Source organism: Grimontia sp. NTOU-MAR1, from assembly GCF_035758505.1.
GTDB lineage: Bacteria > Pseudomonadota > Gammaproteobacteria > Enterobacterales > Vibrionaceae > Enterovibrio > Enterovibrio marinus.
The window spans coordinates 215606-228471 of record NZ_CP142109.1 but is presented as its reverse complement, the minus strand read 5'-3'; the positions used below and the strand labels follow the sequence as shown (position 1 = coordinate 228471).

The window sequence follows — 12866 nt, the reverse complement described above, 5'->3', positions numbered from 1 at the left end:
AAGCAACCTGAAGTTGCTCGCATTGAGGGCCTCCCTTCGGGCGAGTTGACTGACGTCGTGCTCTTTGTTGTTCCTTTTTGATGGAGGTGACTACACCTACAAAGGAACCCCGCGATCACAACGCCAGTCAAACTCGCTGAATCATGCATCTTCAGGTTTTTGGGTATTAAACAACAACGAGATGGCGCACTTGGACTTTATCACTGACCCTTTGTTTTACCTGATGGCTATTCCTGCTGTGCTGATTTATGGTATTGGCAAAGGCGGGTTAGGTGGCGCACTGGGCATTATTGCAGTGCCTTTGATGGCCTTGACGATAGCGCCCACTCAAGCTGCTGCTATCTTGCTACCTATTCTTCTTGTGATGGACGTGTTTGCCGTTGGGTATCACTACCGCAATGCGGACTATTCCGTGATCAAGCAAATGCTGCCCGGAGCATTAGCGGGCGTTGTTCTAGCGGGATTGTATATGCAGGCCGTTTCTCAGTCAGGGTTGAAGCTCACGATTGGCATATTGTCGTTATGGTTTTGTGGTCAGTATTTATTGAGCTTGTTAGGAATAGCGAACCCTGCCAGAAGAAGCAACAATGCGCTTGCAGCGACGATGTGGGGTGGCGTTAGTGGCTTTTCCAGCACTACAATTCACGCAGGTGGTGGTCCGGTTAGCATTTACCTGCTGCCGTTGCGGCTTGAGAAAGTCTCGCTGGTGGCAACCATGGCGGTGTTTTTTGCTATTTTGAATGTAGTCAAATTGATCCCTTATGCGGCCTTGGGCGAATTCGACGCCAATAATCTATCAACGGCTCTAATCCTGATGCCATTGGCGCCTTTGGGCGTCGTATTAGGTGTGAAGCTTCTGTATCGTGTTAGCCAAGCGCGCATTTACCAGCTCTGCTATCTGTTCCTTTTTCTATCAGGTTTGAAACTTTCTGTGGATGGGATTAACGGGCTTCTTTGAATTATTTCCGACTGAGCGTAAATGCCAGTGATACCGCCAGGCTCTGTGCCAGACAGAGTGTTGCAGTTTGAGAACGAAACGACTCCACTTCCGCTTCTTTGATCACAAAGCAGACGTCACTGTTTGCTGCCAACGGGCTTACCTGACTGTCGGTAAAAATGATTTGTTTGGCTTTTTTCGTGGCTGCAAATTCGCATAGCTCAACCGTTTCCGGAGAGTAAGGGGAGAAGCTGGCACCTATCACGACATCTTTATTACCCACCAGTGCCAACTGTTCCGACGACATAGCGCCGAATCCGTCGACAATCACAACTCGGCGTTCGAGATGACGAAGTGCATAACCTAAGTATGAGGCGATACTGAAAGCACGCCTCATTGCCACGATATAAATCGTCTCAGCACTTTCCAATAGTTCCACGGCTGCGTTCAACTGCTCTGGTGCAATGGCGTTTGAAAGCTCTTGAAGCGCGACGGTATTGGCGTGACTAAATTGTTGGAGAATGTCAGACGGCGTTTCCAGTTCTCTTTCTTCACCTTGGGCGTTTTGCAGAAGGCGGGCACGCTCAGTATAACTGCTGGTTTCCTCAACGAGGTTTTTGCGGAACAGTTGCTTCATTTCGTTAAAGCCACTGAATTCAAAAGCATTAGCAAAGCGGATGAGTGTAGAAGGGGGAACATTGGCGTGTGTAGCAATCACAGCGACAGTATCAAAGGCAATACTGTTTGGATTATCCAATACATAATGCGCGACTTGTTGAAGTCGTTTACTCAGGTCGTGGTAACGATGACGAATTTGTTGTTGTAATTCAGCGAGGTGAGTTGCAGTTGCCATAGCATTTCCTGATTGTGCACATCTATGGCAAGTGTAATGTTTCGTTGATAAATAGGAAATGGAATTTTTATTCCATTTCCTAATGGGGTATAACTCAGGGAGGTACTAGCTGAACGTGACTTCACTAAAATGTGGATTATCTACCAGTGCTTTCATAGAGGCCACGGTATCAAGCACAACCAATACGTCTTCCCCCTCTACATCTAATACGATGCACTCTTCTTTCTCTATATTTCTGGCGGTATCTTTTGCAATGCCTTCTTTATGATCACCTGTGTGAAACTCTAATCTTACGGGGTAGTGAAACATACAGGCGATTTCAACATAGTCATGGACGTCGCATTTGATCATCTCAATTTCCTTTCGCAGAGTCCTTTATTAACAGTCTTACCCAAAGAGTGAAAACTCGCTACCGATCATTGCGCAAATTTTACTTTGTTGCTTTCTCGGTATCAGATAAGGGCAAGGCCACCAGTTCTACACGTCGGTTTTCGGTTCTACCTGCCGCATTTTTGTTGCTTTTCACTGGCTTGGTTTCACCTGCTGAGACTGTTTTCAAGAGCTTCTTGTCACTACCAGCATCAACCAAATATCTTTCCACAGACTCAGCACGTTTTAGCCCCAGAGTCAGGTTATATGCGTGCGAACCTACGCTGTCTGTATGGCCTGTGATGGAAAGTGGTGTTGATGAGGTTTTGATGGAATCCACTATACCTGCCAGGATCTTCTTTCCTGTTGGTGTCAGTGAAGACTTATCAAACCCAAAGTGTACTTTAGCAATCAGGCCGCTTGTCCCCTGCTCAACACTTGGTGTTTCTCGTAACAAAAGTTCCGCACATTCTTTATTAAGACCAGCGTTCATTAAAGCACCAATGAAGATGGGAGTCGTTGGAAAAGAATTGTCTTGGCGTTCAAGTTGAAGGTAATGCGCCTTATGGAAGAACACGTCGGTTGATTGGCCAACATCGATTTTGAATCGTACTTCTGTCTGCTTGTCAGCACATATGTCCTCAAAGGCTGTTGCGGATACGTTAGATGCGAGAGTTGGCATCGCCACAGTGCTCAATACGATTATGAGCGCAGGGAGGGTGAAGGTGGCTTTCATAAATACTCCGTTATTTATCGTAATGGCGGTAGTAAAGGTGGCCAACTTCTTCACTGATAAGCTCAAGAACCGTATCATAAATATCCTGATATGAATTTGCAGACTGAATATTCTCAGCACCGGCACAGGTTTGAAGGCCCGGGTTTCTGTCGATGTCATAGCCAAAACCAATAACAAATATACGTGCTTCAACGTTGCGGCCATTAATCTGTCTTTGCTCTAGTCGACTAATAATGTTGTCGCAAAGGCCGGCATTATAAAGTCTAAGTGCTGCGTAGGCTGGGTAACGCCTGTCATTGGCATAGTCAGGATGCCAATCCGCTCCATCTGAAAGGACGATGATCAATTTCCGTACATTTTCACCATTGTTAACAATTTTTGCGGCACTAAGAATACCTTCATATGATGCTGTACCGGAACTGGGATAGAATTGATCTATGGTTGCACGGAAAGTCGAAAAATCATCGGTGAGGGCTAACGTGCTGAAGATGGAACTGTCATATGAATTCCTTCCGGTGATGAGAGTTTGGGTGCCCCCCAATGGATTAGCAACCGTCGAACCATAGTCGATGTTTGGGATATTTTGCCACCAACGCCAAGACTTGGATGTCGAGTTATTGTAATACTTAACGTCACTGTAGAAATTAGAACCATTGTGCGGGTACTGATTGTATCCAACGAACGCGGCTTTATTCGCCAAGAGTTCACCATTAATTTCTTGCTCGGTTGAGTCGTTATAAGACTCCAACCTTTCTGTTACGCGTTTAATAACCTCGATAACACCTTCATATTTTGTATTGATATTGGCAAACTCGCCGTTGTCATCATCTCCACTCCAGTCATCTAGCATTGAGCCAGAAAAATCTGCAACAAAAGCAACGTCGATAGTATAACCTTGATATTTTCGGGCTACTGCCTTGCTGCCCATTTCCTGGACTTCGTCATAGCCAAGGTTATAGTCATCTTGCGGAAACCAAGAGTCAAAATCGGCATTAATTACGACTTTGTATTCTGTAAATATTAGCCCTTCCTCGTCATAGACACCTGGCTTACCGCAATCGTTACCATAAATCTCATCACAACTTTTCCGGACGATAGCAATATCTGATTGTTCGATTTTGCCATCAGGAACAAAAACGTTCGTGACTTTTTGTGCAAGCTCTTTGTTTTCGCTCTCGACTTTGGATGCATTTGCGGCAACAGCTAACGAAGCCATTTCGACCGCATCACCAAGCCTTGCATGGGTTTGCAAGTAGCGCGTTGATTCAACAGAAAAAACAAAAATACTAAAGAATAAAGGGTACATAATCACAAAAATAATAGTGGCTATGCCTTTTTGCTTTTTTGGTGAACTGAATTTCATTTTTATTCCCTAGCGACCAAATGACATTGAATTGGAACGGACACGTTCGAACTTTTCACCGACGATGTCGCCATACCAGTTCTTTGAGCGATAGCAAATGGTGACTTGGTAAAGCGTAAGTTTGTTGTCGAACTGAGTGATGGGAGACATATCTGTCATGTCGGATAGCGCCGTGTCCGGCTGACATGCATATTGACCGAGACTAAAGCGGTGAACATTAACAACTGGGCTGATTGGCTGCTTATTGTCATCGAATTGCTGCTGCTCGATATAAAGTCCTAATCGTGAGGCTTCGAAATCGCTGATAGTATCTTTGAGAGACTTTGAAACCAGATCCATGCCTTTTGTGGCTTCGTCGTAGGTGATCGTTTCGTCACCGTCAAAGAGTTGGGTGCGCTCTTTGATAAGGCTTGCTAGCGAATAGGACAGCCTATCCAGTTTTCCTTTAATGGATTGCTTAGCGACCACATCCATGGTGAATACTAAGATCAGACTAAAACCAATCAAAACCAAGACCAGTTCTATGGTGAATACCCCGCGTTGTTTATTGGCTAAACTGGTCACGCTCAAACTCCTGAATACCAAAGACTTCGCGGGCTAAAGTAAAGTTCTGTATACCACCTTCCCAGTTAAATATGGATGAGTAATCGTAACTTACTCTATAGAGCGCAATTGGATTGTCCTCTCGCTCTTCACTACCCTCACTGCTAGGATTAGTTGCCTGGTTATACGATTCGTAATATCTGACTGAGATATTGAATTTATTGCGGTCAAGGAATTTAACCCATGCACTATCATTGTCATTCAGCGTACGCATGAATACGTCTTTATAGTCACTGTTAGCCGATGTTCTGGCATTGCGAGATGATTCAGCAATGGCATAGTCGATTGCCGATGACATAAAGCCCAAAACGCATACCTCAACCCAAAAAATCAGAACAAAAAATAGGGCCATGAATCCCAGAACGAACTCGATAGCAACGACGCCACGTTGCCTGTTCATACTATTTTTATTTTGCATTTCCGTATCTCTAAGCTTTCCATCGAATGAACAGTTTGTTTCCCTCTACCCAAACTTCAGGGTTCCCCTGTTTGTCGTCCCTCATCTCTAGCACGATACGCACAAAGTTTTCATGCTCTCCTAGGACCAATTTTTTGGCGGGACCTTCTTTATAGTATCGGCGCCGTTTTGTGGTGAAGTCTTTTGCGCCTTCAATGTCAAACACCCATTTTCTGCGTTTCTCTAAATACTCTGTATTGATTTTTCCCATTGGGAAATCAGACGTCGCAATATACTCTTCGCCTTCGGCGGTTGATTTATATTCGACATGAGTTACCAAACGACGCGATTTAGCGAGTTGACGCTTTCTCTTGGTTTCTGCCAGCAACTCTGCTCGTTTTTTCTCTTTAAGCGCGCGTTGAGCATTCTTGGCATTTGCTTCTTCAAGCTTTGCTCGGAGCTTAGCCATTTGGTCATTTGAAGTTTTACTGGTGTGTGCCGTGGTATTCGCAGTTAGGAGAGGGGCCTCAAGCTTATCTGTAGCTTTTCCTATATTGGCGGTAGCCTCTGTCTTTAATTTTTGCGTTTGAATCGGCTGAGGTGGTTTGGTTTGATATGCCACTGACGCGGGAGTGGATTCATCAATATATGTTAGTGCACTAATGTTTAAGGTTGTGTTTCGAAGCCCTGTAAACTTCTCGGCAAGATTAGTGTCATTTTGACTGTTTGCGAGCAATTGACTGAACGCACGTGTCTTCCCCGCTTTTGCGTAAGCAAGAAGAAGGTTGGCTTTAGCTTTGTCATCTGCTCGGCCGGCTTGGACAAGCGGACTTAGAATGCTGATGGCTTCATTGTAGTCACCTTTCAAAATTGCCATCATCGCTAAGTTATTTTTTATTGCCGCATCGTTGTAATGATTTTTTCTTGCCGTTTCAAAAGCAAAGGTTGCATCAGCGAACTTTCCTTGTTCTGCAAGAATTAGTCCCTTGAGATTGTGTGCTTCGCCTAACCCTTTTTTCTTACGGATGGCTGTATTCGCATGCTGTTCGGCCAACGTCAGCTTACCTTGATCAAGAAAAACATTTGCACGAAGAAGAGCAAGTTCTGCGCTGTCTAGCTCCCTTGGTGATATTTGGGATAGCTGGAATGTGGCGGCTTCTGTATCTCCCAACTTGTAATGTGCTGAAGCAAGCTTAAATCGGGTGGTGGCCGATGGGTCATCTTGCAGCTGATTCTCATACCGCTTTATAAGCGCTGAATAATTTCCAGAATTAATCAGAATATCTTCCCCATTTTCTTTCACGTACTGTGAAGGCGAAGAAGAGGTACAGCCTACGATAAGGGTGGCTGCAAAAACATAAGCAGAGGCTTTCATTAACCTAACATCCTCATAATTCCAGGTGTGGTAATAAGAATTACAATTGGCATCATGATGAAAATAATCAGAGGGACTGACATTTTTGACGCGAGCTTGCCTGCTTTCTCTTCCAGAGATAGCAGTTGAATTTCACGGATATCTTTCGCCAATGTTGAAAGAACTCCGTATATCGAAGTTCCGTGCTGCATACTTTGAGAGAGTGTCATGACGAAGCTGCGCATTTCCGGTGCGGGTACTCTTTCGTATAACTCTCTCAACGCCTTCTCAAGACCCACTGTTTGCGCCCTGTCCCGAAGACGTTTGAGCATATATGCCATATCCCTATCAAACGCTGTCATTTCGGAAGTGAGATAAAATAGCGTTGTCTCTATAGTCATTCCCGTTTGGACACAGACGCCCATCAAATCAAGAAGGTATGGCAGCTTTCTGGTTAACTTTGCTGATAACGCTCTGCGGCGCATGTCTAAGTAAAGGTCTGGCACAATAACGACTGCGATAACAAGTATGCTCAAGGAAATAACTTTTGACGTGGCTGCCTCGCTAAAAGAGGTATCACCCGAAAAAAGGATAATCAGTGTACCTACACCGCAGACGGTATATTTTATAAGGAAGTAATAGGGAGCCAGGGCAATGTCATAGAATCCCGCGCCAATAAACTTTTCTTCAATTGCCTTGTTTGTCCCAGCGAAGTAGCTAGCAATGAGGCTAGCTGCGACTGACAACGCTGATTTTTTTACTGGGGCATCATCCATGTCCAATACTTGACGGAGGCGATGACGGCGGTAAAAAGAAACGTAGATTCCAGTCAGAATAATTGATGCACCAACGGAAATCAGTAGTGTATAGAAAACGATATGAATGCCCGTCATTACTTCACGCTCCGCATTAGGCCAGTGATAATTGCCATACCAATCGCTTCGCTGATCAGGGTGTAATAGAGTAGTGGCCGACCATCCTCATGATTCATCACGAAATCATAGTTTTCGGGGCTGAGTATGCGCATAATGAAAAAAAGGAAAATGAACGGTATAGCGCAAACAATATATGCTGACATACGCGCCTCTGCGGTCATCGCCCGCTTTTTCATTTCGATAGAACGTGCGTCAAACAGAACGCGATTCAACCGGGATATAACCTCTCGTAATTGGCCGCCGCGATTGACGTTGACGCGCATTGCGATAACGAAGAATTGAAACGATGGTGTGGGAAACCGCAAACACGCTTTACGGAAGACGGCATCAGTAGACTCTCCCATGTTTAAGCGCTCTCCCATACGCTTGAATTCTTTACCGACAATGGTGTCAAGGTTGCCACCAACAAAAACGATGGCATGTAGTAGGCTCTCACCAGCGGATACTGAGCTGGCAATCATGTTCAGAGCGTCAGGAAAACTATCCTCAAAAGCTTTTTGAGCACGGTTATTGAGGTACGTTAGCCCCAGTGCTGTTGAGAGAGGGATAGTAATGACTAAGCTAGTGAGCATCGTAAAATGGAACAAAGTCCCCAATACGTATACCCCAAGCATCGATACAACAGCATAGAAAACGATGATTTTTAGAAATGCAAACTGGCCAATATCAGCCAACACATTGTCAAAGGCACGTTTCACTCTTTGCGGATAGGTGGTCTGCGTCAGTGCATCCATGTCGACTGCGCGGTTTTCTAAAAATTGGGTTTCCGGTAACTGGTTATTGTCTCTTAACAGAGTTTCTCGGCGAGATTTGAGACGGGTTTGTTTGTGGAGTAGGTAAAGCCCAAATGCCAAGAGCAAACAATAGATGGCGTTAGCAATCATGAATGTCTCCCGCTGAAGATACTGCTCAGTTCTTTATCTAAACCGAAGTAACGGGCCTTTTCATAAAGTACCGAACGTTGAAGCAAGCCTGAGGTGATAAAATCACCAAGTACTTTCCCGTTTTCACTAATTCCGCGGTGTTCGAAACGAAAGATCTCCTCCATGACAACGTTGTTGCCCTCCATGCCAACGACCTCACTAATACTCAGCACCTTGCGGCTACCATCATGAAGGCGACTGATTTGGATGATGACATCGATAGCACTGACTATTGTTCGCCTAATCGCTTCCAAAGGCAGTGAAGACGTTGCCATCATTACCATACTCTCGATACGAGATATGGCATCGCGGGGGTTGTTGGCATGAAGTGTTGTCATTGAACCATCATGGCCGGTATTCATTGCTTGGAGCATTTCAAACGCTTCGGAACCACGACACTCACCAATAATGATTCTGTCTGGACGCATACGCAGAGCGTTAATCACCAGCTGGCGTTGATTGACTTCACCGGTACCCTCTATGCCTGCTGTGCGGGTTTCAAGACGGACTACATGGGGTTGCTGCAATCTCAGTTCTGCCGCGTCCTCAATGGTGACGACTCGCTCTTTTTCAGAAATATAGTGAGACAGAGCATTCATCATGGTGGTTTTACCAGAGCCTGTGCCTCCTGATATCACGATGTTTGCGCGGCATCGCGAAGCAATGACCATCAATTTAGCAAGTTCAGGAGTCATGGCTCCAAACTCAACTAAATCTGCAAACATGATGCTTTGCTTCTTAAATTTACGGATGGAAACGGAAGCACCGTCAATGGCGATTGGAGGGAGTACGATGTTTACCCTGCTGCCATCTTCCAAACGCGCATCACACATTGGCACGGACTCATCTACCCGACGACCCACGCGCCCAGCGATCCGCTTAGCAACATTGATAAGTTGTTGGCTGTCAATGAAAGTGATGGGAGATTTCTCCACCAAGCCATTCCGTTCAATGAAAACGTTAGATGGCCCATTTATCATGATGTCTGAGATCGTATCGTCTTCGATCAAGGGCTGAATGGGCCCTAAACCACGAAGCTCATCGTACATCATTCGGACGAAGTCGCTTCGCAACGCATTGTTGATAGGGATGTTGTCTTGATCGGCCAATAGGTTGATGGCTTCAATTAACTGTTGCTGCAGCTCTTCACGCTTTAATGAGGCAATGGCTTCCGCATCAATGGCATCAAATATTCTCTCGCGGAGAGAACGATATAAGTCTCTTGTTCCCTGCATATAGAGTTATTTACCTCTAAAACGAGAAAAAGAGAAAAGTGACTTTCGCTTGGGTGCCAAATCTTCGCCAATAATAAGCGAGCACAAACGGCGAACTTCCCCAGCAAACTTGGATTTAGTGCTACCAGCATTCGTGCCACTCACCAAAAACTCCTCAAGTTTTGTTTCATATGGCAACACAATATCAACAGGTCTGTTGAGATATTTTTCTATTTCAGCCTGCGTCACGCTGGTAAATCTTGGCGCTCTATGTTGGTTTAACACTATAAGAGTACGGAAAATCTTTGGTCTGTCTGCTTCTTGAATTTGCTTGGCGAGTTTATTCAACATGGCGGAAGTTTCGCGTAAACAGGAAATGGTTGGTTCCATCACAATGATGGCTACATCAAGCATTTGATGAAGAGTATGTGGCTGCACGTCGAAACTCACGGATGAAGAGAGATCATCCAAGATGAAATTGGTTTCGGATGTTAGATAAGAGACGACTAAACCGTTCGTTTCGAAGAGGTGCGATGAACTTTGATTGTTCAGCCCTAAAGCTAGGTAATCCAAACGGTTGGAGATCCGAGTAACGAGGCTTTTGGCCGAAGTGTGGTCTAATTCTGTACCTATTTCGGTATCTGTTAGTCGTCGCTTGTCTGGATTTTTTAAGCCAAGGAGAAGATCGAGGTTTCCTGAAAGGTAGTTGTGGTCGACCACCATGCAGGAAGTTTGTTTGTCGTTCGTTAGTACCCAACTGAGCTCAGCGGTAAGTAATGACGCGCCAACACCACCTCTTGTTCCCACAATCCCCACTCGCTTAGCACGACGACGGTTTTTTAGGGATGATGTTTCTATGTGCCTAGAGACAACAGACTGAACGAACTCCGCCAGATCGGCTTTGTCTACTGGCCAAAGAAGGTAATAGAAACCGAGAGACTTGAGTTCTCTCACAACTGAAATAGAGTCAACATTACCAATGATGATAATTGAAAGTGATGTTGGCAGGCGCGCCGACAGTTGGCGGCACTCTTTTAATGTGTCGGGACAGCCCAGTAGGTCAATGACGGCGAGTTGGGCTTTATTTTCTTCAACTTGAACTGCGACATCTTTGAACTTGTAAGGTTGGGCAAGTGGAGGCTCATATCCGTCGAAACGGAAAGTCTCCTCAATTAAGACACGTAACTCATTTGAACGATAAAACTGTATCGTATCCAAAGCATTCTTGGATGTTGATGAGCCTCGCGCTTCTTTTGGTTCTTTCTTTAATAGATCGCCGAAATCTAACATTGACGACCCCTTTACATTGGATTCTGCGGCAATACGCCGGAAATTTGAGATTGACCCGATATCTTTCTCTCCGGATAAACCATTGACTCCCAACGCATAGTCTCGACAGTGCAACCATCATTTCCTCGGTTGTCACCTGAGATAATAACGTAGTCGCATGATGGCGCTTGAACTTGGTATATCAGGCTAGATATTGTGATGCTATCCATTTCTAGCCCTGAAGACGTTTGTAGAGAAACTTTTTCTGGCGATAAACCTTGGCGAATTAGCCAAAGATAGCTTTTTTGGGCTAGTTTTTGCCCCTGTTTACCTTTCCAAGATATCTTGGCGCCATACACCAAGAGGGCTTTGCGGTTAAGGAGCAGATAAGCGTCGATTTCTTCACGCGCTCGCATAATGCCATCTTTTTTTACGGAAATACTGTATTGGTAACTCACTGGCGCGACTGACAAGTGGCTACCATCAACTGTCGGTGAATTCGTTGAACAAGCGGCTAAAGCCAGAACCGTGAAGCTGGTGATCAGAGACAATCTTAAAGAGATCATTTTTTGAATCCTCCGGTTGATAGTATTTCCTCTTGCCATTGGGCAACTTCCGGTGAAGCGTTGAGGTTCACGCCGAAAAACCGGGATAGCGTAGACGTTCTTTGCATCGAAGGGATGCGAACGCTACCAGAAGATATAGGTTCAACGAGTGAAACAGTCGCGACAATAACTAACTCAGTTTTCCTGCGCTGCGTTGTCGTATTGCGAAAAAAAGCGCCTAGGATAGGTACATCACCGATAAAGGGGATTTTGGAGAGGGCTTCTTGATCCTCGGTGCTCAGAAGCCCCGCCAATACAAAGCTATCTCCGTCACCCAACTCCAGAGTGGTTCTGGCACGCCTTACCTTGAATGAAGGAATATCGAGTAGTTCATCACCAAACTGAGAATCCACGGAGCTAACTTGGGGAACAATGGATAGCTTTATTTTGTCGTCTCGTAAGACTTCTGCAGCGAGATCTAAGCCGATACCGAACTCCTTATATTGGATCCGGTATCCATCATCTACACGATAGGTAATAGGGATTTCACCACCCACCAAAAAGCTTGCTGTTTCGCCTGAAATCACTGATATGTTGGGCTCTGAAAGTACCTGTCCAACGGTGTCGTCGTTGATAGCAGAAATGTACGCTGCGACATTGGTCGCACTTCCGCCTAGTCCTGAAATTCCTCTGAAGAATTGCCCGTTACCGGCAAAACCGTCGCTTAGAATCGTTCCCCATTTGATACCTAGTTCGTTAACAAGAGAGCTGTTGACTTCGGCAATAGTGAGTTTGACGTTGACTTGTTTGGAAACGCTAACTTCCAGATTATTTAGCAAACCTTCGTAAGTACGGCGCGCCATAAAGTCAATGTCGTAACTTTCGTTGTCTGTTGTTTTCCATTCCAGGCGTTTTTCAGTGAAATCCTTTTTGAGCAACTCACCAACCATGGCGTAAATGTCATTTTTCTCTTTTTGTGTCGGAACAAATCCGGAGAGAACAACTTGATCACCCAAATTTTGTACAGAGATATTGATATTCGGATAGTGCAAATTTAGGATCTGCTCTACTTTGGTAAGGCTTTTATTCACAACAACTTTGCTATTTGAAAGTGTGTTACTATTTTCACCAAAAACAATTAATGAGGTCTGCCCAATTTTTCTTCCAAACACCACCAATTTGTGATTATCGATCACTTGATAATCTGCGGTTTCTGGGTCAGCGATGAATACGGTGCCGATAACTTGCTCAAATTGAAGCGATCTTGCGTCGCCCACACCCAAGTTCATAATGGTTGCAGCTTGTACTTTACTGTCATAAAGCGTGCTGATAAGCAGGATCGAAAGAGTAACAAATAGAATCTGAAGG

At 45.0% G+C, this 12866-nt stretch carries 14 protein-coding genes; 1 reads left to right on the top strand and 13 read right to left on the bottom strand.

Annotation, left to right across the window (positions count from 1 at the left end; all coding sequences use genetic code 11):
- The first annotated feature begins 181 nt into the window (after window positions 1-181).
- A complete protein-coding gene (locus tag VP504_RS19030) occupies window positions 182-958 on the top strand; it encodes a sulfite exporter TauE/SafE family protein (protein ID WP_325894985.1) in 777 nt (258 codons plus the stop codon).
- A gap of 1 nt (window position 959) precedes the next feature.
- On the opposite strand, the gene VP504_RS19025 is transcribed toward VP504_RS19030, so the two are convergent.
- The 13 genes from VP504_RS19025 to VP504_RS18965 all read right to left on the bottom strand — a co-directional run bounded on the left by VP504_RS19025 (window position 960) and on the right by VP504_RS18965 (window position 12787).
- The gene (locus VP504_RS19025; protein WP_325894984.1) at window positions 960-1790 is read right to left on the bottom strand and encodes a MurR/RpiR family transcriptional regulator; all 831 of its coding nucleotides are present in this window, start codon (window positions 1788-1790) and stop codon (window positions 960-962) included.
- 105 nt (window positions 1791-1895) lie between these two features.
- On the bottom strand, window positions 1896-2141 hold the full coding sequence (locus VP504_RS19020; protein WP_198159475.1) for a Rho-binding antiterminator: 246 nt from the start codon (window positions 2139-2141) through the stop codon (window positions 1896-1898).
- A gap of 79 nt (window positions 2142-2220) precedes the next feature.
- Window positions 2221-2895, bottom strand: a complete 675-nt coding sequence (locus VP504_RS19015) for an OmpA family protein (protein ID WP_325894983.1) — start codon at window positions 2893-2895, stop codon at window positions 2221-2223.
- 10 nt (window positions 2896-2905) lie between these two features.
- A complete protein-coding gene (locus VP504_RS19010; RefSeq protein ID WP_325894982.1) occupies window positions 2906-4258 on the bottom strand; it encodes a TadE/TadG family type IV pilus assembly protein in 1353 nt (450 codons plus the stop codon).
- A gap of 9 nt (window positions 4259-4267) precedes the next feature.
- Window positions 4268-4822, bottom strand: coding sequence for a tight adherence pilus pseudopilin TadF (gene tadF, locus VP504_RS19005; protein WP_325894981.1), 555 nt, complete (start codon window positions 4820-4822; stop codon window positions 4268-4270).
- The gene (locus VP504_RS19000; protein ID WP_232314390.1) at window positions 4803-5261 is read right to left on the bottom strand and encodes a TadE/TadG family type IV pilus assembly protein; all 459 of its coding nucleotides are present in this window, start codon (window positions 5259-5261) and stop codon (window positions 4803-4805) included. The genes tadF and VP504_RS19000 overlap by 20 nt, the downstream gene beginning before the upstream one ends.
- 28 nt (window positions 5262-5289) lie before the next feature.
- Window positions 5290-6633, bottom strand: a complete 1344-nt coding sequence (locus VP504_RS18995; RefSeq protein ID WP_062707470.1) for a tetratricopeptide repeat protein — start codon at window positions 6631-6633, stop codon at window positions 5290-5292.
- Window positions 6633-7505, bottom strand: coding sequence for a type II secretion system F family protein (locus VP504_RS18990; protein WP_325894980.1), 873 nt, complete (start codon window positions 7503-7505; stop codon window positions 6633-6635). The genes VP504_RS18995 and VP504_RS18990 overlap by 1 nt, the downstream gene beginning before the upstream one ends.
- Complete coding sequence (locus VP504_RS18985) at window positions 7505-8431, bottom strand: type II secretion system F family protein (protein ID WP_062707476.1); 927 nt, start codon at window positions 8429-8431, stop codon at window positions 7505-7507. The genes VP504_RS18990 and VP504_RS18985 overlap by 1 nt, the downstream gene beginning before the upstream one ends.
- Window positions 8428-9705, bottom strand: a complete 1278-nt coding sequence (locus VP504_RS18980; RefSeq protein WP_325894979.1) for a CpaF family protein — start codon at window positions 9703-9705, stop codon at window positions 8428-8430. The genes VP504_RS18985 and VP504_RS18980 overlap by 4 nt, the downstream gene beginning before the upstream one ends.
- Before the next feature lie 6 nt (window positions 9706-9711).
- Window positions 9712-10974 carry a type II secretion protein ATPase gene (locus VP504_RS18975; protein WP_062707482.1) on the bottom strand — a complete coding sequence of 421 codons (1263 nt, stop codon included), beginning with the start codon at window positions 10972-10974 and terminating at the stop codon, window positions 9712-9714.
- An 11-nt stretch (window positions 10975-10985) separates the two neighbouring features.
- Entirely contained in the window at window positions 10986-11519 is a 534-nt protein-coding gene (locus VP504_RS18970) for a hypothetical protein (protein ID WP_062707487.1), read from the bottom strand.
- A complete protein-coding gene (locus VP504_RS18965; protein ID WP_422615195.1) occupies window positions 11516-12787 on the bottom strand; it encodes a type II and III secretion system protein family protein in 1272 nt (423 codons plus the stop codon). The genes VP504_RS18970 and VP504_RS18965 overlap by 4 nt, the downstream gene beginning before the upstream one ends.
- Between the last annotated feature and the right edge of the window lie 79 nt (window positions 12788-12866).